This is a genomic window from Limnothrix redekei LRLZ20PSL1 (assembly GCF_043235035.1).
Classification (GTDB): domain Bacteria; phylum Cyanobacteriota; class Cyanobacteriia; order CACIAM-69d; family CACIAM-69d; genus CACIAM-69d.
The window spans coordinates 91,702-113,461 of record NZ_JAZAQF010000028.1; the positions used below are offsets into that span (position 1 = coordinate 91,702).

Annotated in this window: 13 protein-coding genes; 1 reads left to right on the forward strand and 12 read right to left on the reverse strand. The window is 53.4% G+C overall.

Features of this window, described 5'->3' with window-relative positions; genetic code table 11:
• Positions 1 to 152: 152 nt before the first annotated feature.
• Positions 153 to 1,034 carry a DUF1838 domain-containing protein gene (locus VPK24_RS04980; protein WP_099532440.1) on the forward strand — a complete coding sequence of 294 codons (882 nt, stop codon included), beginning with the start codon at positions 153 to 155 and terminating at the stop codon, positions 1,032 to 1,034.
• A gap of 80 nt (positions 1,035 to 1,114) precedes the next feature.
• Here VPK24_RS04980 and VPK24_RS04985 read toward each other — a convergent pair whose 3' ends face one another.
• From VPK24_RS04985 to VPK24_RS05040, 12 genes are all read right to left on the reverse strand, one after another.
• Entirely contained in the window at positions 1,115 to 1,426 is a 312-nt protein-coding gene (locus tag VPK24_RS04985) for a DUF3593 domain-containing protein (protein WP_190530065.1), read from the reverse strand.
• A gap of 12 nt (positions 1,427 to 1,438) precedes the next feature.
• Entirely contained in the window at positions 1,439 to 1,894 is a 456-nt protein-coding gene (locus VPK24_RS04990) for a hypothetical protein (RefSeq protein ID WP_393010995.1), read from the reverse strand.
• A gap of 77 nt (positions 1,895 to 1,971) precedes the next feature.
• Positions 1,972 to 5,208 carry a valine--tRNA ligase gene (locus VPK24_RS04995; RefSeq protein ID WP_393010996.1) on the reverse strand — a complete coding sequence of 1,079 codons (3,237 nt, stop codon included), beginning with the start codon at positions 5,206 to 5,208 and terminating at the stop codon, positions 1,972 to 1,974.
• A 173-nt stretch (positions 5,209 to 5,381) separates the two neighbouring features.
• Positions 5,382 to 11,465, reverse strand: a complete 6,084-nt coding sequence (locus VPK24_RS05000; RefSeq protein WP_393010997.1) for a PAS domain S-box protein — start codon at positions 11,463 to 11,465, stop codon at positions 5,382 to 5,384.
• Between the two features lie 651 nt (positions 11,466 to 12,116).
• On the reverse strand, positions 12,117 to 13,922 hold the full coding sequence (aspS, locus tag VPK24_RS05005; RefSeq protein ID WP_393010998.1) for an aspartate--tRNA ligase: 1,806 nt from the start codon (positions 13,920 to 13,922) through the stop codon (positions 12,117 to 12,119).
• A 419-nt stretch (positions 13,923 to 14,341) separates the two neighbouring features.
• Positions 14,342 to 15,853, reverse strand: a complete 1,512-nt coding sequence (locus VPK24_RS05010) for a GMC oxidoreductase (RefSeq protein ID WP_393010999.1) — start codon at positions 15,851 to 15,853, stop codon at positions 14,342 to 14,344.
• A 135-nt stretch (positions 15,854 to 15,988) separates the two neighbouring features.
• Entirely contained in the window at positions 15,989 to 16,624 is a 636-nt protein-coding gene (locus VPK24_RS05015; RefSeq protein ID WP_393011000.1) for a cytochrome c oxidase subunit 3, read from the reverse strand.
• The gene (gene ctaD, locus VPK24_RS05020) at positions 16,611 to 18,293 is read right to left on the reverse strand and encodes a cytochrome c oxidase subunit I (protein ID WP_393011001.1); all 1,683 of its coding nucleotides are present in this window, start codon (positions 18,291 to 18,293) and stop codon (positions 16,611 to 16,613) included. Before ctaD ends, VPK24_RS05015 begins: the two co-directional genes overlap by 14 nt.
• A gap of 85 nt (positions 18,294 to 18,378) precedes the next feature.
• Positions 18,379 to 19,317, reverse strand: a complete 939-nt coding sequence (locus VPK24_RS05025) for a cytochrome c oxidase subunit II (RefSeq protein ID WP_393011002.1) — start codon at positions 19,315 to 19,317, stop codon at positions 18,379 to 18,381.
• Entirely contained in the window at positions 19,314 to 19,931 is a 618-nt protein-coding gene (locus VPK24_RS05030) for a DUF2231 domain-containing protein (protein WP_393011003.1), read from the reverse strand. The genes VPK24_RS05025 and VPK24_RS05030 overlap by 4 nt, the downstream gene beginning before the upstream one ends.
• Positions 19,931 to 20,428: a DUF2231 domain-containing protein gene (locus tag VPK24_RS05035; protein WP_393011201.1), complete on the reverse strand. Its 498-nt coding sequence runs from the start codon at positions 20,426 to 20,428 to the stop codon at positions 19,931 to 19,933. Before VPK24_RS05035 ends, VPK24_RS05030 begins: the two co-directional genes overlap by 1 nt.
• Positions 20,429 to 21,120: 692 nt before the next feature.
• Positions 21,121 to 21,741 carry a Uma2 family endonuclease gene (locus VPK24_RS05040; protein ID WP_393011004.1) on the reverse strand — a complete coding sequence of 207 codons (621 nt, stop codon included), beginning with the start codon at positions 21,739 to 21,741 and terminating at the stop codon, positions 21,121 to 21,123.
• Positions 21,742 to 21,760 lie beyond the last annotated feature (19 nt).

A 21,760-nucleotide genomic window follows, 5' to 3' on the forward strand; every position in this document is an offset into this window, starting at 1 on the left:
CGGGAATTCGCGATCCCAAGCAGATTCTGAAGTCCAGAAAAACCGTAGCGAGGGTTACTGTTAAAAATTGTTGCGATATATTGAAATTGTGACAATCGTGTCAACCACGCAACAGTTCTCTTGGGCCAATCCCCCGAGGTGGAGGCTGAACCATGAGTATCCAGACCGGCAACCCTAGTTCCCTGCGCAGTTCCCCAGCACCGGCCCGCCCTCACCCGATCGCGCCTGGCTCCGGGCGATCGGAATTTGATGCGGCCACTTTCCTCAAGGCCCGAGCCGCCACGGACGATCGGGACGTGTATGTGGAATGGACTGGCTCCATCTACGCCATGCTGCCCGACCAAACCCAATGCCACCTGTTTGACATCGTGGGCATGAATGTGGCCCGGGGTGTGAACAATGGAGATGGCAGTTGGAGCTTGGTGTCCCGGGAGCTGACCTATTATTTGGATCCCGACACGGGGGCCGTGCTCCACAGTTGGGATAATCCCTGGACGGGGGAAACCGTGCCGGTGGTGCATGTGGCCAATGACCCGGTGCAAAGTCGCCTCACGGGCACGTTCGGAGCGACCCTGGCGGGCGATGCGGTGATTTTCACCTGTGATGTGTTTCCGGCCTATCCCAACCCCTTGGGCAATGACCCGCGCTTTCAGGACTACAGCCCCAGCCCCCACTACAGCGCCGCTGAGTTTTTCAAGCTGACCGTTCCGCTTTCGGAGCTAACCAATCCGGAGTTGGCCGCTGTTGAAACCATGACCGTTGCTTGGCATCGGATTGGCCCTTGGTTGCCTTGGATGAAAATGGGCGATCGCTCCGGGCAGTTGGTCTACAGCGCCTGTGGTCAGCGGGTGGCGGGCTTCGAGGCTTTGCCGCCCCTGCTGCAGACGGAAATCCGTGATCGCCTCCCAAAATATCGCCACGCGCCTGACCACCACAGCACCCAGAAAAACATGACCTCTTGGCGCTACTTCAAAGAGCACTTTGAGGCCTATCTGCGTGGTGAAATGTTCCCGCTGCCAGAACTAGCGGTTTAGCCGCCGCCCGCTGAGCCATCCCCACCGCATCAATCCTGGGCAACCCCAGTTTGGGGCCCCAACTCAGCGGGCTAGCGGGCCTATGGGGCCTTTTTAGTGGCTTTCAGTTGGCTGATGGCCCGTTGAAACCCAAGCACCAAGGTCAAATTCGCCAAGGTCAAAAAAACCTCTGCACTGCCATGGAGCCAGTCCACATCGGCGAGACTTTGGTTGTAATGAACCTGGGCGTAGATACCGGCGGGAATGGTAATCGCCACAAATAAAAGGGTCAGGTAAAACCCAATCAGACCGAGCTTGGGCGCTTGACCCGATCGCGTCAAAAACCACAGAAACCCCAAGTAGGGGAACAGAGACAAACCAAACAGGGTTTCTTTGGATAAAAAAGACATCATTAATTTCCCCCACTAATCCTCAGCGGCTTCGGTGGCTTCCTCTTCTTCCGGGGAAGACATCTTGAGGGCCGCTTCCAGGGCCTGTAGCTGATCGCGGCGAATTTCCAACTCCAGCGATCGCCGCGATAGCTCTTGATTTTGTAGGGTCAGAGACTGTTTCCACTGCTCTAGGCGATTGGCTTCGTGGGCCAACTCCTCGGGCGTGACTCCTAGGCTCAAGTAGGTTTTAATCAGCTCCAAAATCCAATCGGTTGCATCTTGGCAGTCGGTCACCAGTTGGGCATTGTCCACCTCAATCAATACCAACTGCTGGGGATGACATTGAGCCTGTTCCGGCAAGGGCAGGGTCTGGCGTTGGCGCTCTCGGGTAATTTGCCATCCCCGATCGACGGACTGCACCGCCAGCGGCATCAAGGCTAGGGAGCGATCCGTTTCCTGTTGTTGCACTTGGGCTAAATAAAGCACCATTTCCCCTCCGGTGAAGCCATACGCTGATTTGTTTCTTGAACTCAGGAAATTGCTTGAATTCAGGATTTTTGGGGCAATTATTGCAACTGAGCCAGGCGATCGCGCAGCAATTGGGCTTGGGTTTCCGCTTCCGCCAAGGCGGCCCGGGCGCTGGCCACCACTTCCGGGGGAGCCTTGTCCACAAAGCCCGGATTGCTGAGGCGACCCGATAGCCCCTTGATTTCCCCTTCGGCCTTGGTCAGGGCCTTGGTTAACTTAGCGCGCAGGGCGGCCAAGTCCACCACGCCATCCACCAGGGGCAGCAACACCTGGGTGGTGCCTACCACGCCGGCCATGGCCCGCTCGATCGAAATGGCCTCTGGCTCTGTCCGGCCCAGATCGATCGGCAAGGTCACTTCCGGTGCTTGGGCGGCCGGCAACTGGAGCGGCTGCGATGTGGCCGGAGCTGCGGCCGGGGGTTCCCCAGGATAGGCCCGCACCGCGAAGGGATTGCCCTCGCCGATGTAGGTCAGCTTGGCTTGCCGAACGCCGTTGGCGAAGGCCGCGCGATCGCGCGCAAACAACAGGGTCTTGGGCAGGTGATAAACCGTCCAGAAGAAGCCAATCAACTGGAAGATCGAGGGCAGCAGCGGGATTTCGTCGATCGCGCCCAAAGTGCTGTTGGCCAGATAAAGGGCAAAGGCCGCCGTCCCCATCATCGCCAGGGCCAGCAGGGCCACCCGCCGTTTTTCGCTTTGCTCCCAGGCCAACTGCTCGGTATTCAGAGACACTCTGTCGGTGGCGATCGCCTCTAGTAGGGCTGCCGTGTCTGCATCCATTCGGGTCGGTTCCGGGGCTGCTGTTGGAGCCACCGAGGTTGCACCGCCTTGGATCGTCAAGTCAGACACCTTGGCCAGGTTGCAAATGTAGGCGCGACCAATTTCAAAGGCCGTCCGTTCCCGATCGGTTTCCGGTTGCAGGACGATCGGCACTTTCTGGCCGGGTTTGATGTCCGCCTCGGCCCGCAGGTTCCGGATCGTGCGGATCGCGTTGATGATCGCTTCAAATTGGGCTTCTAGCTCCAAGTCGATCGCCCGGTCGATCGCCACCGGGTAGGCTTGCAGGGCCAAAAAGTCCGTTGCCGCCGCCCCCGTCAGGGCGTGCCACACCTCTTCGGTGATGTGGGGCATGAAGGGATGCAACAGCTTCAGCGTCCCATCCAAGACCAGGGCCAACACCTGCTGCACCGTCCGCCGGGCCGCCGGATCGTCGCCATTCAACCGGGGCTTCACCAACTCGATGTACCAGTCGCAGAAGTCGCCCCAAATGAACTCATAAAGACCCTTGGCCGCTTCACCCAATCCGTAGTGGTCAACATCGTGGCGGGTTTGGCGCACGGTTTGGTTGAACCGCGACAGGATCCAGCGATCGGCCAACTCCAAGCGATCGGCTTCCGGCGCACCCAAGCTGGCCGGCGTTTCTCCCGCCAAATTCATCAGCACAAACCGCGACGCATTCCACAGCTTGTTGGCAAAGTTGCGCGATGCTTCCACGGACACCGACTCATCGGTTTTGCGGTTGTAGTCCAGGCGGATATCTTGACCCGCGCCGGCCACTTCCCGCACCAATGTGTAGCGCACCGCATCCGTGCCGTATTTGTCGATCAACAGCAAGGGATCAATGCCATTGCCCTTGGATTTCGACATTTTTTGGTTATTTTCATCCCGCACCAGCCCATGGACGTACACCGTCTTGAAGGGCATTTGACCGGTGAAATAGCCCGCCATCATCGTCATCCGGGCCACCCAGAAAAAGATGATGTCGAAACCCGTCACCAGCATCGTGTTTGGGTAATAGGTTTGGAAATCAGCCGCCGTTTCATTGGGCCAACCCAAGGTGGAGAAGGGCCACAACCCTGATGAGAACCAAGTATCGAGCACGTCCTCATCGCGCTCCAGTATCGCCTCCTCGCCGTAGCGGGCCTGGGCTTGTTTGAGGGCATCGGCTTCCGTGCGGGCCACGATGAAGGGCGTGTGCTCCGTCACTTGGCCGTTGGTTTCGCTGATCACGTACCAAGCGGGGATTTGGTGGCCCCACCAGAGCTGGCGGGAAATGCACCAATCGCGCAGGTTCAGCAGCCAATCGCGATAGACCTTCGTCCAGCGATCGGGGACAAAGAGCGGCTCCCGGTTATTTTCCAAATCCGCCAGGGCCTTTTCAGCCAAGGGGCGCACCTGCAAGAACCACTGGGACGACAACAGCGGCTCCACGGGCACTTTGCCGCGCTCGCTGTAGGGCACGGAGTGGCGATAGGCCTCCACCTTTTCCAGGTAGCCCAGCTCCTCCATCTTGGCCACGAGGTTCTTGCGGGCCACGAATCGATCTTGGCCGCGGAATTCGCCGCCGTTTTCGTTGACCGTGCCGTCTTTGTTCAGGATTTCGATTTGGGGCAGGTTGTGGCGCTTGCCCATCTCGAAATCGTTGGGATCGTGGGCCGGCGTGACTTTCACACAACCTGTGCCAAAGGTGGGATCAACGAATTCATCGCCAATGATCGGGATTTCTCGGCCCACCAGCGGCAGGGTGACGGTTTGACCAATCAGGGCCTTGTAGCGATCGTCCTTGGGATTCACCGCCACCGCCGTATCGCCCAGCATCGTTTCCGGGCGGGTTGTAGCCACCACCACTTCGCCGGAACCATTGGTCAGCGGGTAGCGGAAATGCCAGAGGTTGCCATCCACCTCTTTGTTGTCCACTTCCAAGTCAGACACAGCCGACTGGGAGGCAGGGCACCAGTTGACCATGTATTTGCCGCGATAGATCAGCCCATCTTCGTAGAGCCGCACAAAGGCTTCCAACACGGCGCTGGAAAGGCCTTCATCCATGGTGAACCGCTCGCGATCCCAATCGACGGACAGGCCCAGGCGGCGCATTTGCCCAACGATCGTGCCGCCGGATTCTTCTTTCCAAGTCCAAGCGCGATCGAGAAACGCCTCACGACCCAGTTCAAACCGATTTGTGCCCGCGTCCTTCAGTTGCTTATCCAGGATCGATTGCACGGCAATGCTGGCGTGATCCGTTCCCGGTAGCCACAGGGTGTTGCGCCCGGTCATCCGGTGGTAGCGCACAAAGGCATCAATCAAGGAATGCTCAAAGGCATGGCCCATGTGCAGACTGCCGGTGACGTTCGGCGGCGGAATCACCACACAAAACGGCTCACCAGCGGCATCGACATCGGCCGCAAAGGCAGCAGAATCCTCCCAGGTGGCCTGCCACTTGGCTTCGGCAGCTTTGGGATCATATTGGGTGGGAAGCGCGTCTACCGGGGCAGTCATGGCGACGAGGGCTGGGGCAAATGAAGGATCAATGATTCAGGCTGTTATCTTACCCGGTTGCGCACCCCTGTTCGCGCTCGATCGCGGAACCGGCTCCCTGGGCGCGATCGCCGCGATCGGCAGATTTTTGGGGATCCCGTGAGATCCGCAGCGCCCACGGCCGCCCCCTTAGCTTAGGAAATGGCCGCGAGGAATTCTTGAATCATGGCTGCCAACTGCTTGAGTCGCACCGGCTTGCTCAGATAATCACTGGCTCCCGCCGCCAAACATCGTTCCCGATCGCCCGCCATCGCCAAAGCCGTTAGGGCAATGATTGGCACATTGGCCAGGGTCGGATCTTGGCGAATTTGGCGAGTGGCTTCCAAACCATCCATCACCGGCATCTGAATATCCATCAGGATCAGATCCGGCGGCGCGGCCTTGGCGAAGGCAACGGCCTCCTCACCGTTCTTGGCCAGGGTCAGACGATAGCCCTTCGCTTGCAGGTACGCCACGATCGTGCTGACATTGGCTTCGTTATCCTCTGCCAACAGAATCAGCGGTGATTCTGTCGGCACTGCCGGACTGGGTTCCACCGCCTCGATCTCCCCCGTTGCCGGTTGATCCGGCCCAGGCAGCGCACTTGCACAGGGCAAATCGACCGTAAATCGACTGCCAACACCTACTTCACTCACAAGGGATACTTCTCCACCATGCAATTCAACAATTCGCTTTACCAGCGCCAACCCTAACCCTGTACCGGTGTACTGCCGATTCAAAGCACTGTCCACCTGTACAAAGGGCTGAAAGAGCTTGCGGATATCTTCCGGCGAAATCCCAATTCCGGTATCCACAACCGAAATTTCCAAAAACTGGTGGACTTCTGTTTCCCCCAAACTACTGTTCAGTTTAGGGACTCGCCGTGATGTTCCCAAACAAACTTCCAAAGAAACAGATCCGTGGTCGGGGGTAAATTTAACCGCATTATTTAACAGATTAATCAATACCTGGCGCACCCGACGTTCATCCACCAATAAGTCCGGTAATTTGGGGGGTAGCTGAATCGCCAGTTGAATTCCTTTCTTGAAAGCCTGTTGCTTAACAAATGCCAAACTAGATTGGCACAGGGGCGAAACAGGAACCGTTGTAAGGTCTAGCTCTAGCTGTCCTGCTTCAATTTTGGCCACATCGAGAATGTCATTAATCAATGATAAAAGGTGGGAACCACTGCGTTCAATGGTTTGCAGCACGCGCTCCTGTTGCTCAGTGATGGGGCCAAAAATCGACTCCTGAAGCCCTTCAGTAATTCCCAAAATGGCATTCAGCGGCGTTCGTAACTCATGGCTCATGTTCGCTAAGAACTCATCTTTCAACCGAGTGGCCCTTGCCAATTCTTGATTAGAAATGGCCAATTCTTGGTTGCGATCGGTCAATTGCTGTTGAGCCTGCTGGCGCTCCTGAAGTTCCCGTTGCAACTGCTCAAATAAATTGGCCTGCTGAATTGCCGTGGCTAACTGGTTCGCAATTTGTTGCAAAAGCTTGGCTTCTGCCCCCTGCCACACTCGTTGCTCTTGGCAAGCATGGATCACCAACACTCCCCAAAGGCGATTATTGTGCCCCATGGAAACCCAGCGATCTTCGCTGTGAACATGCACCTCTTGCAAAATAGGAGCCACCACCTTGGACTGAATTTGTCCTGCTTGGGAATAGTCCCGCAGGCAATCTGTCCACCGATCGTTCATTACATCCGGCACAATTCGCGGCTTTCCCTGCCAATAATGCTCCAAAATTTCTATGGACCAATGCTCATCATCCCACTGGCGGTTTTTGAGAACTGGGAAACCTGGTGCGACGGATTCTTCAAAAATTTGGCTGTGGCCGTCTGGGAACAACCGAAATACAATGGCGCGATCGCACTGAAAGACCTGTCGCACTTGATCGGTTACCACTTGCAGAATTTCGGCCACATCCAACGATTCTCGAATTTGTTGGGAAATAACACCTAACAATTCCTGTTGATGGAGTTGGAGAGCGATTCGGTTCTCCACTCGCTTGCGAACCAATAACTCTGCTTGCATTCGGTCATACAGGCTAGCTTGTTGAATTGCAATTTCTAGCTGATTGGCAATTTGCTTAATTAATTCAATTTCTGAAAGTTCCCAATGCCGGGTTTTCATGCATTGATGCACACAAAGCAGCCCCCACAAGGCTCCATTACAAAGCAGGGGCATCACCAAATTAGCTCGCACCGCAAACCGCTTCAAAACATCCGTATGACAGGTGCTTAGGCTGCCATCATAGATATCATCAGTTGCGCAATATTGTCCTTTGGCATAGCGCTGGATATAGCTTCCGCCAAAGTAGCGATCATCCATTGAAGCTGCAATCACTGATGGATATTTGTCATCAACGGATTCCGCAACGAATTTGCCATCTTGCCATTGGGAGTTGGGATCAAACTGAAAAATGCCAACTCGATCGGACTCCATGAGTTGGCGAATTTCATGACAAGCTGTTTCGAATACGATCGAGAGATCCAAAGACTGACGAATTCTCTGGGTAATTTCTAATAGCAGGGTCTCGCGCTTGGCCTGCTGAACCACGATCGCTTCTGTTTGCTTGAGATCGCTGATGTCCGCAAAATAGCCCACAATTTCGAGGGGCTGATTATACTCATCGCGCACTAAATAAATTTCATCCCGTACCCACAAGTAGTAGCCCTCCGCATGAAGTAATCGGTACTCATGTTTGTAGCGATCTGCTTCAAATGAACCACTGAGATCACTGAGCACCCTGTCCACATCTTGGGGATGAATCCGGCTAATCCAGAAGTTGGCATCCTGAATAAACTCCTGGGGTGTGTAGCCGAGGATAGATTCCACATTGGGGCTAACAAAGGTTGTGGTGTAGCGTCGATCGAGCTTGCGACTGTAGATCACAGCGGGGCTGGAGGCCAACAGAAACTCCAACCGTTCCTTGAGCAGTCGATTTTCCTGTTCTGTGCGCTTGCGATCGGTAATGTCTTGGACAATGCCCAAAAATCCAATGATTTGATCATTGCGATCCTTCAAGCAGCTACGAGACAGGACAGCGGGAAACCGAGAACCATCCTTGCGAACGTGGATCCACTCATCTTCGTCCACAATGCCTTGGCGGGCCCGGGCCACGAGCACTTCAAACCCTGGGGCGATCGGCTCGCCCAATTCTGCCGATCGCTGGGCGGCCCGGGCGGCCACCTCCTGGAGGTCGTGGAAAATTTCCGGCGTAAGCTGGCGGATCACTTCGGCGGCCCGATATCCCAACATGCGCTCGGCGGCCGGGTTGAAGGTGGTAATTAGCCCCTGGATGTCGGTGGCGATTACCGCATAGGGGGCACAGTTCAGAATGGCCTTATGCAGATTGTGAACGCGCCAAAGCTCTTGGGTTCGCCGTTGAATCGTAATTTCTAGATCCTGATTGAGCTGCTCAAGGGCGTTGGTGGCTTGCTGGCGTTCCAGTTCGGCTCCAGCCCGGGCCGCAAAGATGCGCAAGACGGTTTCGGCTCGGCGGGGCGCTTGAATGGGCCCTTGGTTCAAGATGCAGAGGTGACCAATTTCCAAGCCGTGAGAATCCTGGAGGGGAACACTCAGATAGTTGTTGTCGGTAACTTCTGTCAGGCCAGGCACTTGGGGAAACAGAGACTGAAGCAACTGTGGGCGGCAGTCCCCGTGCCAGGGGTAGGGCAGTTCCCGATCGGAGTGGTTGAGGGCACAGGTGGCGATCGTTTCTACGGTTCCCGCATTCCAAAAGGCCAACACTTGGATTCGGTTGCCCATGCGCTCGGCCACAAAGGCGTGGGAAACATTGAGGGCGGTGGCCAGGTGCTTGACCAGGGCAGGGAAAAAATCGAGGCCGGTGGCAGCGGTTCCTTCGATCAGGTTTTGCAGGGCGAAGTCAGCCTGTTTGCGATCGGTGATGTTGGTGATGGCTCCCACATTGCCCAAGATATCGCCGTTGAAATTGCGCTCCACCACTGATTGGCCATAGACCCAAAGCACTTCGCCATCGGGACGTGCAAGACGATATTCTGCCTTCCAAGGGCGATTGCTCTGGATCGCTTCCATCCAGCCATTGATGACTAAGGCGCGATCGTCTGGGTGCAGGGTGAGCTGCCAACCATGACCAAGGGCGGCCCGATGGTCGAGGCCGGTCATTTCACACCAATGATCGTTGACGTATAAGCAATGGCCGGCGGCATCGGTGCGAAAAATCCCGACGGGGGCCACGGCCAACAGACTGGCGTATCGCTGGCGACTTTCGCGGAGTTCGAGGGCCGATCGCTTTCGATCGCTGATGTCCGTGAGGGTTCCCACATAGCCGATCGGTTGACCCGTGGCATCCCGCTCCACCACTACTCGCATATCCACCCAAGTGACAGCCCGATCGGGGTCGGGGCCGTGGTGATGCTCGCGCGATTGGAACCGGCATTCCAATTGACAGGAGGATTGTTCCCGCAGGTTTTGCTCCCGCAGGGCCAACACCCAATCCCGATCGTCCGGGTGCAGGGTTTGCTCCCAATCCCAATCAAGACCCTCTTCAACGGAGCAGCCTAAAATTTGGCAGTAGCGTTCGTTCACGTAGGTGGGCCGTCCCTGCAAATCCATGCGGAAGATGCCCACGGGCACAACGGCCGCAAGATTGGCATAGCGCTGCTCGCTTTCACGCAAGAAGGCTTCCGCTTGCGTACGGGTTTCCAATTCCTGTTGCAGTTGCTGGTGAGTGATGGCCTGTTTGAGGGCCACTTCCAATTGCACCGACAGGCCCTTGAGCAATTTCACCTCGTCGGGCAACCAGTTTCGGGTGGTTTTGCTTTCGGAAACGCTCAACAATCCCCACAGTTCCTCTTGATAAAGCAAGGGAACCAGGATTTTGGCGCGGGGCCGCAGCTCGATCGGTAACTTGAGGTGACACCCGCCCATGTCACTGGCGGCCACGTCGGGTTCAACCCGGATATAGCCCTGTCGATAAACCGGTTCTTGGTCATGCTGAAACCAAGTACCCTCCAGTTCCGTGCCGATCATGGAAATGGGCAAGTCCGTTGATTCCGCCACCACCCTAGCTCTGGCCTTGTCGGCGGTTTGAAATTGCCAAATATTCACTCGATCGCACTGCAAGACCCGCCGCACCTCCTGCACCGTGGTATCCAAAATGCTCTGTAAGCTCAGGGACGATCGAATTTGAGTGGCCAACGCCACCAACAGCAGTTCCCGTTCCGCCTTGGCCCGCAGGGCCGCCGTGCGGGTTTCCACCTGTTGTTCCAGTTCCTGGTGGTGCAGCGTTTTCAGGGCCTGTTTTTCCGCTTCGAGCTGGCTCACCTTGTGCTCTAGCAGTTCTGCCAGTTTGTATAGCTCCAGGGGATTCAGAACCCGCAGCAAACTGGTTTGGGTGACAATGCCCACCAACTCGCCCCGATCGCCCATGACCAAAACGCGCTGGATGTTGCGCTTGGCCATCAACTCATGAACCAACCACAGGGAGCTATCGGCGGCCACCGTGAAAACCGGTGTGCTCATCACCTCTCGCACCTTGAGCTGCTGAAAATCCAAACCCAGGGATTGAAACTGCACCAAGTCCCGCTCCGTCACAATTCCCACGGGTCGTTGTCCCGGATCTTCCGCATCCGGTTCCACAATCACCACGGATCCCACCTGGCACTCAGCCATCAGCCGCGCCACATCCAGCATGGAACTGGTGACTGCAATCGCCACCACATGGTGGGTCATCACCTCTGAGGCCAATCGCATCCGCAACAGGTCGATCGGGCGGGTGGTTTGGCAGAGGCTTTCGTGGGTCATCAAGCCCACCAACCGGCGATCCGCATCCAGCACCGGCAAATGGCGAATGCCGTGTTTGTGCAACAGCGTGATGGCAGCCATCACGTCCAGGTCTTCGCAAGTTTTGGTTTGCAAGGTCACCAGGGGCTGGATCATGATCTGGGAGACCGTGAGTTGATCCAAGCAGGTTTGTTGGGCCAACAGCCGCACCATATCTCGCTCGGTCACAATCCCGATCGGGTGGTCTTGATCCACCACCAGCACACAGCTCCCCCGCGCCTCTCGCAGCACGTGCTGGTTATTGTTTTCAGGGTCGGTGGATTCCGCAATTCCACAGCTCGATCGCACCTGACTCATCCGCTGGAGCGCCGCTACCACGGGTGTGTCCGGTGAAACAGTCAGCGGATTCTGAATCAAGGCAGCCTGCGGATCCAGAGGAGTCAGGGTGACAGACAAGGCAGCCATATGCATTGCAGAAGGGAAGTTCTTCTATTATTTACTACCCAAGGAGAAAGCGCTGGGCTGCTCATTTCGCCCATTGATTTTCTCAAAGCGATCCAACTCTTTCGTCAATTTTTAGTCAAGCGTATTGTAAATAGATATAAATTGGCGAAAAATTTAGTAAAAAAGGAACAGAAATGCAAAGTATGTATCAAATCAAACTAAGTAATTAAAATCTGAACAATCATCAATGATCATGTTTTTGTATGATTTTCAATCTTTTTCAAGAATTAATTCTACTGAGTTTTCTTTGAAATTCATCGCAATTCCAAAAAAGCATAGCGAATCAATCTATTTGTACTGATTAATTTGCATCAATCGGGAAACGGATCCATTGTCACAGGTCACAGGTCTGCGTGATTTCGACCGCAAGCCATCTTTAAAAACACTTCAAAAAGACAGAGGGCTGTCACCCAGTTACTGATGACAGCCCTTGAAATTTAGGCAGCAAAATTTAAGCGATGAGACTTAGACGACGAGACTTAGAGGATGTCTGAGAAGTGTCTTTTGACACGAGCCAAGCATCAATAGTCGTGGGGCGAGAGGCTGAAGCCCCTCGTCTTCGTCGGTTGGTCAGACCCGCAAGGTGGCAATTTAGGCTTTTTAGACACCCTCTTAGGCCGAGGCTTCGGCTTCCGGCTTCTTGGGTTTGTAGGTCGAAGCCACTTGTAATTCCTTCAGTTGCTTGGCTTCCACCGACGAAGGCGCGTCGGTCAACAAGCAGCGGGCCTGTTGGGTTTTGGGGAAGGCGATCGCGTCGCGGATCGAGTCTTCGCCGGTCAAAATCGACACCAGGCGATCGAGACCGTAGGCAATCCCCCCGTGGGGCGGCGTGCCATATTCAAAGGCATCGAGCAGGAAGCCGAACTTGGCGCGGGCTTCTTCATCGGTCAAGCCGATCGCCGCGAACACCTGTTCTTGCACATCCCGTTGGTAGATTCGCAAGCTGCCGCCGCCGATTTCCGTACCATTCAGCACGATGTCGTAGGCCAGGGCGCGGGCGGTTTTGATGTCCGCCAAATCTTCCGGGTTGGGGGCGGTGAAGGGGTGGTGCAGGGCTTCTAGGCGCTGTTCGTCGGCGTTGTACTCGAACATCGGGAAATCCACGACCCAGAGCAGATTGATCGCTTCGGGGTCAATCAGGTTCAGCTCTTTGCCCAGGGCCAAGCGCAGGCGATCGAGCGTTTTGTTCACGATCTCCGCCGGGCCCGCGCCAAACAACAGCAGATCGCCCGCTTGTGCGCCCGTGCGTTGCAGCAGTTCGGCGGTGATTTCCGGGGTCAGGCTGTCCTTGAGCGCCCCGATCGTGTCCACTTCGCCGTTGTCGCGCACGCGGATGAAGGCCAGACCCTTGGCTCCGGCTTCCGAGGCGATCGCGAACAAATCCCCACCGGGCTTGATCCGCACGTTGGATACCGCATCGTTGCCGCCGGGCACAGGCAGGGTTTTGACGATCCCGCCTGCCGCGATCGAGCCGGAGAACACCTTGAACCCACAGCCCTTGAACAGATCCGAGCAGTCCGCCAGTTCCATCCCAAAGCGGGTGTCGGGGCGATCGCTGCCGTAGCGATCCATGGCTTCGGCGTAGGTCAGGCGCGGGAAGGGGCGCGGCAGGTCAATGCCCTTAACGGTTTTGAAAATGTGGCAAACCAGTTGCTCATTCAGCTCCAGGATTTCTTCCATGGACATGAAGCTCATTTCCATGTCGAGCTGGGTGAACTCCGGCTGGCGATCGGCCCGCAAGTCTTCATCGCGAAAGCAGCGGGCGATTTGGTAGTAGCGATCGAACCCGGACACCATCAGCAACTGCTTAAACAACTGCGGCGACTGGGGCAGGGCAAACCACTCGCCCGGATTCACCCGCGAAGGAACCAGGTAATCGCGCGCCCCTTCCGGTGTGGATTTGGTTAGGACGGGCGTTTCGATTTCCATGAAGCCCTGGGCATCTTCCAGGAACCGACGCATGGCCTTCACCACCGCATGGCGTAGTTGTAGGTTGTGCTGCATCCGGGGGCGGCGCAAATCCAAATAGCGATATTTCAGCCGCAATTCTTCGCGAACGGTTTCGTTTTCGGAGGTGGAAACCTGGAACGGCAGTTGCTTGCTGACGGCGCTGAGGATTTCGATCTGATCCGCCAGCACTTCCACTTCCCCGGTGGCCAGCTTGGGGTTCACGGACTCGGGCGGCCGTTGGGTAACGGTTCCCGTAATCCGCACCACATATTCATTGCGGAGGGAGTCGGCAATTTGAAACGATTCGGGCAAGTCCGGGTTCGAGGCCACCTGAACGATCCCCGAGCGATCGCGCAAGTCCACAAACACGACTCCCCCGTGGTCGCGGCGGCGATCGACCCAACCGCAAAGGGTGACGGTTTTACCAACCTGTTCGGCGCGCAGTTGACCGCAGTAGTGGGTACGCATGGTGACTCAGAATGGGACTTGAACTTAACTGGACGAATTCAGGACTGACGGGATTGCTTCTGAGACAAGGGACGGCTGCTCTCCAGACAAGGGGCTTAAGCCCCTTGCCCCCACGATCTCGCGCTGCACGATCGCGCAGTGGCGAAATGGGGTTTCAGGGAATTCATTGCCCCTGGCCCCAAGCCTCTTGTGGCGGTTGCGTCAGTCCGCAAAAATCTTGACGAAACGCAAATGCGCTGGGGTGCAAGTCCAATATCCTACCCCGATCGCGCGGCTTGGCCCGCTGAGAAATGCCGCGACTTGCCGACAACCGGCGACGGTTTGGCACTGCACCCGATCACCCAGATTGATTGTAAAGGATTGTTGCGATCGCCCTGTCTCGCTACGGGTTATTCGCCCTCAAATGTCGATTGAGCCACTTAAGCCAGTCGATCGAGCAGGTGATCGCCCACACGCAGCGCATTCGCAATAATCGTCAGGGCGGGGCTAACACTGGCGTTCGAGGGGAAAAAGCTGCCATCCACCACATACAAATTATCCACATCGTGGGCGCGGCAATTGTGATCGAGCACAGAAGTCGCCGGATCATCCCCAAACCGACAAGTGCCGCATTGATTGGCCATCACCTGCACCGGAATTTCTCCGCGAGGATGGATTGTGCCCACTGGAAAGCCATCGAGTTGCTTTTCTAGGGATTTCAACACATCAATCCAGCGATGGGCGAGGCGATCGTGCGCTTCGGTATTGTTCGGTTGATAGTCAATACAAAGCTTGTGTTGATCTAGGTAAACTCGGTTATTGGGATTGGGCAAATCTTCCGTTTGAATCCACCAGCCGATCGAGCGGGTCGCCAGTTGTCGCAACCCAAATCCCGGCATGAATTTCGCAAGCACCGAAAACATCGGAGGCGCTTCTGCAAAAATCACATCGGTTAGCAAGCCACCCGTATTATAAATATGACCCATGGGGTAGGGAAAATCCGCATCTCCCCAATAGAAATCATTCACACAAACGGTTTTTTGAAACGCGCCGGAATTGGCTTTGCTGCTAACCTGCACGATCGCGGTCATCAGGTTTTTCATGAGGTTGCGGCCCACCAAGTTTGAACTATTGGCTAGTCCTTGTGGGTGACAATCATTGGCCGATCGCAGCAACAGGGCCGCAGAGTTCACCGCCCCGCAAGCCAACACCACCAAATCCCCCAAAAAGAGATAGGGTTTACCATCAATCTCTGCTTCGACAGCGCGAACAAATCGCCCTGAGGAGTTGGTATGCAAACCCACAACTTTTGCCTTGGTTTTGAGGGTGACGTTGGGATATTCCACCGCTGGCAACACGCCGCTCACTTCTGAATCGTTGGTGGGGTCATCGTCCTGGCGAGTTAACCCCAAGGGCAAGGCAGATGGGTGCAATCCTTGCTGGGCGATCGCTTCAGTAATAGCGGTAATTTGCGGATCAGATTCGATCGCGCGAAAGGGATAGTCGCCACTCCGAAATGGCTCGGTGGGGTCTTGGTCAGCTTGGCCATGTACTTTATAAAGTGCTTCGGCAGCGGTGTAATAAGGCTCGAATTCCGCATAGTCCACACACCAAGCTGGTGAAATTCCCTCGCGATGGGTAACGGCAGCAAAATCCTGTTCTCGCCGCCGCATCAGCACGGCTCCATAGATTTTGGTGTTGCCCCCGATCGCGTAGTTCATTTGGGGCGAAAAGGGTTCACCCGTGTTGTCGTACCACTGTTCCGGCGCATGATATCGCTCGCGTTTAAAAACATCCACATTGCTGCGATTTTGTTCTTCGAGAGGCATAAAATCCCCTCGTTCAAGAATCAAAATACGCTTACCGGTGGGTGCTAATTTATAAGCCAGCGTCCCGCCACCAGCCCCAGTACCAATAATAATCACGTCGTAATGGCAATCATCAATAATCATAATTAGATCGTCCTGACTACTCAGCTACTAAAACTATTGCTTGACGATTTACTGACATTGCGAAGGGTTGGGTGGGCGATCGCTCATTTCATTCCAAATCGCCTATCATCCTCATCTTGTTGATCGGTGTTTTGGTTACTGCCAGATATAAATCAACAGAAACAAAATAATCCAAATCACATCCACAAAATGCCAAAACAATGAGGTCGAAGCCACACCAAATTCGCCGCGATCGTAATTACCCGGAACGAACGATCGCACTAACATGATCAGTTGCAGCAGCACACCAGCAAAAACGTGCAGCCCGTGGAACCCCGTCAGCAAATAAAACGTGCCGCCAAACACCCCATCGGTGAACCCAAAGTCTAAATTGCTCCACTCGATCGCCTGGCCATACAAGAAATAGCTGCCCATGGCGATCGTCAGCAGCCAAAATGCCCGAAAGCCCCAGAGCTGCTTGACATGTAAATAGCGCTCAGCCAGATAAATCGTGAAGCTGCTAGACACCAAAATGACCGTATTGATGGCCGGCTCGCGCACCTCCAGTCCCAAAACACCTTCCGGCAACCAGGTTTGGGCAGTGGTTTTGTAGACAATGTAGCCCGCAAAGAAGCTGAAGAAAATGACACTTTCAGACAGCAAGAAAATCACAAAACCAAACATTTGGTCGCCAGGGGATCCATGACCATGGGCCGCATGGTGCGCGTCACCATGGGCTTCAGTAATCTCCGGCAATGCATCATCTCGCAAGTCCGTTTCAGTTGGGTTCATGAGCCACCTCTAGTTCATCGGGATTAGACACCAAGGGATCGGATTTGCCATAGCCATAAGGCTCAGAAACCACGATCGGGAGTTCCTCAAAGTTCTCAACCGTTGGCGGCGAAGACAACAGCCATTCCAGCCCGATCGCTCGCCAGGGATTTTTGGGCGCTTTTTCACCCTGCACCCAAGAACCAATCATGTTCAAAATAAACGGCAGGGTAGACATCCCCAACAAAAAAGCTCCCAGGCTCGCCACCACATTCCAAAATGTAAATTCAGGATCGTAAGATGCAACCCGGCGCGGCATACCTTGCAACCCCAAAGGATGCATGGGAAAAAAGTTCAAATTGGTACCAATAAAGGTTAGAGCAAAGTGCAATTTCCCTAGTCCTTCGGAATACATGCGCCCGGTCATTTTAGGAAACCAGTGATAGATCGCTGCATAAATTCCCATCACCACTGCGCCGTAAATCACATAGTGAAAATGCCCCACCACAAAATAGGTATTGTTCACATGGATATCAACCGGAACTGCTGCCAACATAATCCCAGTGATGCCTGAAAACACAAACATCACCAACCCACCCAGGGCAAATAACATGGCTGTGCTGAGGCGCAATTTACCACCCCAAATGGTGGCAACCCAGGCAAAAACTTTAATCCCCGTAGGCACTGAGATCAGCATGGTTGTGGCCATAAAAACCATCCGCATCCAGCCCGGCGTACCACTGGCAAACATGTGGTGAACCCAAACAATGCCACTCAAACCCGTAATGATTAGGGATGAAATGGCAACTACTTTGTAGCCAAAAAGGGGCTTGCGAGCATAGACCGGCAAAACCTCAGAGAAGATGCCAAAAATCGGCAAGATAATGACATAAACGGCCGGGTGAGAATAGAACCAGAAAAAGTGCTGAAACAGCACCGGATCGCCGCCTTTCGCTGGATCAAAAAATGTCGTACCCACGGTGAGATCCAGCAACAGCATCACCGCGCCAGCGGTCAAAGCAGGCAAACCAAACAGTTGAATAATTTGGGCTGCCAACACCGTCCACACAAAAACTGGCATCCGAAACCAAGTCATGCCAGGGGCACGCATTCGGGCGATCGTGGTGACAAAATTCACCGCACCCATAATCGATGAAACGCCAGAAATAGCCACGGCCAATAGCCACAGCATTTGACCATTGACTAGGTTACCCGTGGGATTTTGGAGGCTGACGGGTGGATAGGCCCACCAACCGGCTTGGGCCGGGCCACCCGGCACCAAAAAACTCGCCATCAAAATTGTGCCGAAGACGGGCACCATCCAAAAGGCGATCGCATTCAGCCGAGGAAATGCCATATCCCTTGCGCCAATCATTAGGGGCACGAGATAGTTACCCAGGCCCAACAGACAAGGAAATGTCCACAAAAACAACATCACCGTGCCATGCATGGTGAACATGGCATTGTAAACGGTGCGATCGACCAAATCCGCCTCCGGTGTGATCAATTCGCCCCGAATAATCATGGCAAAAATGCCACCCACCAGAAAGAAAAAGAAAGATGTTACTAGGTACTGAATTCCAATTACTTTGTGATCGGTGCTGAAGCTAAAAAATCGCTTCCAGTCATTGGGTGTACCGGGACTGGGTGGTTGAGAAGCGGCGATCGATTCGGTAGCAAAATTGGTCATAAATCGGTTGGAGGAAATGATTTTGGAATGCCGAAATCTTCGATCAAAACCTAATGAAACTGGGTTGAACAAAAACGGCTAATTGCTAACGGGTTCCTTTGCCGGGATAGTTCACGAGAGGCGGTGGCGCTGGTTGCACTGTTTGCCAGCCAATGCGTCCGTTAGGGGCCCGCTGGAATTCATCAAAGGCTTGGTTATAGGCGGCGGTGGGCGTTTGGGTTGCAACATTCGTCAGCCATTGCTGATAGGAATCGGGTGATTCCACCACCACATCGGCTTGCATGGCCGCAAAGTAAGTGCCGCTGTACTGAGAGTCGCGCAAACGGTATCGGCCTTCGCGGATGGGCGTAAATTTCAGGGTAATGGCACGCCCTGGAATGACATCTTGCTTCACGCGAAAGGCTGGAATATAAAACCCATGGATGACATCTTCGGAGGTGAGTTGCAGACTGATCCGTTGATCGGCTGGCAGATGTAATTCAGTGGTTGTGATTTGACGATCGGGGTAATAGAATTCCCAAGCCCATTGCCGGGACTTCACGACAATCACGACCTCTGGCTCTGCGATCGCATTGTTATCGTTTGCTTCAGCGGCAACCGGGGCGATCGCTGGAGCCTCTGGTGCCATATCATGTGCCATCGATTCATGCACATGCTCCATTGGGCCCAGGATAGAAATGCGATCGTAGATGTGGTAGCTGTAGCCGGCAATTCCAATGACTAGGATGAAAGGAATCGCCGTCCAAACCACTTCCAATGTGACATTTCCTTCAATGTGCGGGCCGTCGCTGGTGTCATATTTACTGGCTTGTTGAAACAGAACCACATAGACGATCGTCCCGACCACGCCTAGGAAAATAAACGTCCCGATCGCCACTAAAAAGCTAAATAGGCGATCGATCAGCTGGGATTCTGCTGAGGCTTGGGGTGGAAACCAGGTATAGGACTGCTCCCCCATCCACCAACTGACGAGGGCCAGTGCGATCGCTAGGGTTCCTAAGGTGAGGATGGTGCGAATCTTCATGGATTGAATGATTTCAAAACGAGGTTAGGATTTTCACCCAAATCCAATAGGCGATCAGCGGTGATATGCACACCAAATTCAGCAGCTAATTGTGCCCCCAAGGTTCCATGGACAAACATCAAGCCGAAGATGATTAGCCCCACTAAAAGATAGCTCCATTGCACTTGGCGCGATCGATCTTTCAGCCAGACAAATCGCTGAAATCCTCGCCAAACGGTCATGCCCACAATTAATAGCAACAGGACAACGCCCCCCACACCATGCCACAGCATGGTTTCCATGGCCTGCAAACCCCAGGCGCTTTTCACATCTGCCGGTGGCCGAGCTAATAACATTTCATAAAAGCCCGCAGCCACCGTCAAAAAGGTGACGATCGCCCCGGCCAGCATGTTGTACCAACCCACATCAAAAAAATTGGAGCGCGTGGCAGGAATCGCTAAAAACTTAAAAACTGGCTTTTCGAGGGGAAACAAAACGCCAACAATATCGAAGGCGATCGCCACAATAAACAACCCCAAGGTCAAATGCACCAAGTTGGGATGAATCGGAATCGTGTAGGGTAATCCATTGATTCCCAACTGGTTTTGTAGTTGTTCAATCAAATCATTGTCCATTACAATAATCCCTCCCGTACCGCCTCAACCACTGGCACTGTATGGAGTCCATATACCCAAACCAAAATATCACCGAGATAGATTTGAAAACACACAATTACGGTCATCAAAATTCCCGCCCCTAAAAAGGCGTTGGGCAAGGTTTTGGGATCGCGAGATCGCAACACATAGCGCCAAGCTGTCATTGCTGCAATAATTCCCGACAAAGACCAACCCAGAAGGGTGTGTAGATTTAAGGTGGCTTCAGCAGCATTGTAGGGTTCGGCTAATCCCGCTTCAATTTGCCCAAAAATAATGGCAATGAAGATGGAAATGGTTGCAAAAAATAAATTCCACCAGCTCACTTCATAGAGTCGTGGATTGCGAGCGAAGTAGGCAATACCATCGCATAAAACCGAAAATAACACCATCGCAATGACAAAATGCACCACGATTGGGTGCATCGTATCTGGATAAGGCAAATTATGATCGTTGAGCGGGGGGAGATACTCCAACATATTGGTCAAAAGTCTGTCAATTGATTGAATATACCGGTCTATTGGTCAATAATTATCATAAATTTCGCGATTTAGTCATTATTAACATTGTCACCAATGGCAACGATATTTCTTGAAGGAACAACCGTTTACGAGCCGATTTTTCAAAATCCTATTACTCGACGAAACACAATTCATGAAGTTGACAGTCAGTGATGATGAATTCATCAAAAACCAACCGCCAAGCGTTGATCAAAGATTTCAACGCAAAAAGGTATTTTGTAAACTGGGCTACTGTCTAATTGAAATAGATGTTGACTATTTCGTCTATTAGTTTAGTGGATGCATAGGAAATGTCAGTAAGTTATACTGGTTTTTTTAAGATTTTTATCAAGACTATTACCAATTATTTCACATTTTTCAGAAATTTTTTTGAAAGTCGGATTCCAACTTGCTCATTTTTCTATCGATCTTCTTTCTGTCAATCTGTGCGATCAAGCCTCAATGTCAGATTTATTGAACACTGATTCAATAATGTCTTCATACTGAAAATTAAGGTTCTTATATGTTGAATAACAACACTTTGATGAATTTAAAATTAATTATTTAGTTCAAGTCGGAACTGATTTTTAAATTTTCTTAACTGAAATTCTATTTGATTCAAGATGATGGCTTAGTCATTCACTAGCCTCTCAAAACTTCCAATTCTGAAATCAATCGCCAGAGAGAGAAACTGAAACTTTTTGATTTTCAAGTAGTTCCGGGATAATCTGATCAAAAATTACATCTTCATAAAGGCGATCAAACCCAGCTTGGTAATTTACGGTTTCCAAAGCCAACTTCGCATCGATGCCTTCGTAGCTTTCTAATACCCATTGGCCCGCTGAGGAGCGCCGAAAAATATCCACCTGGGGCTGTTGAGCAGAAATTAAAACGTATTCTCGCAGGCTCTCAAGATGGCGATAGGCGGCAAATTTGCGTCCCCGATCGAATGCTTCTGTGGAATTTGATAACACTTCTCCAATCAAACAGGGCGCTGATTTGTAAAGTTGTCGATCGCGATCGCCCGGATCGCAAGTCACCATCACATCGGGATAAAAAAACTTCGGGCCCTGATTAATCTGCACCTTCATATCCGACATAAAGACACGGCAACCAGTTCCTCTCAGGTGCGATCGCAGTTCACTTGCCAAATTTAGTGCGATCGTCGTATGCGCATCTGTACCACCGGCCATGGCATAGGCTTGCCCATCGAGGTATTCATGCCGAATATCGCTCTGGGCCTCAAGAGCCAAATACTCTTCGGGGCTAAGGAATTGGGGAGCAGCAATCATGATTGTGGGGCGATCGCGC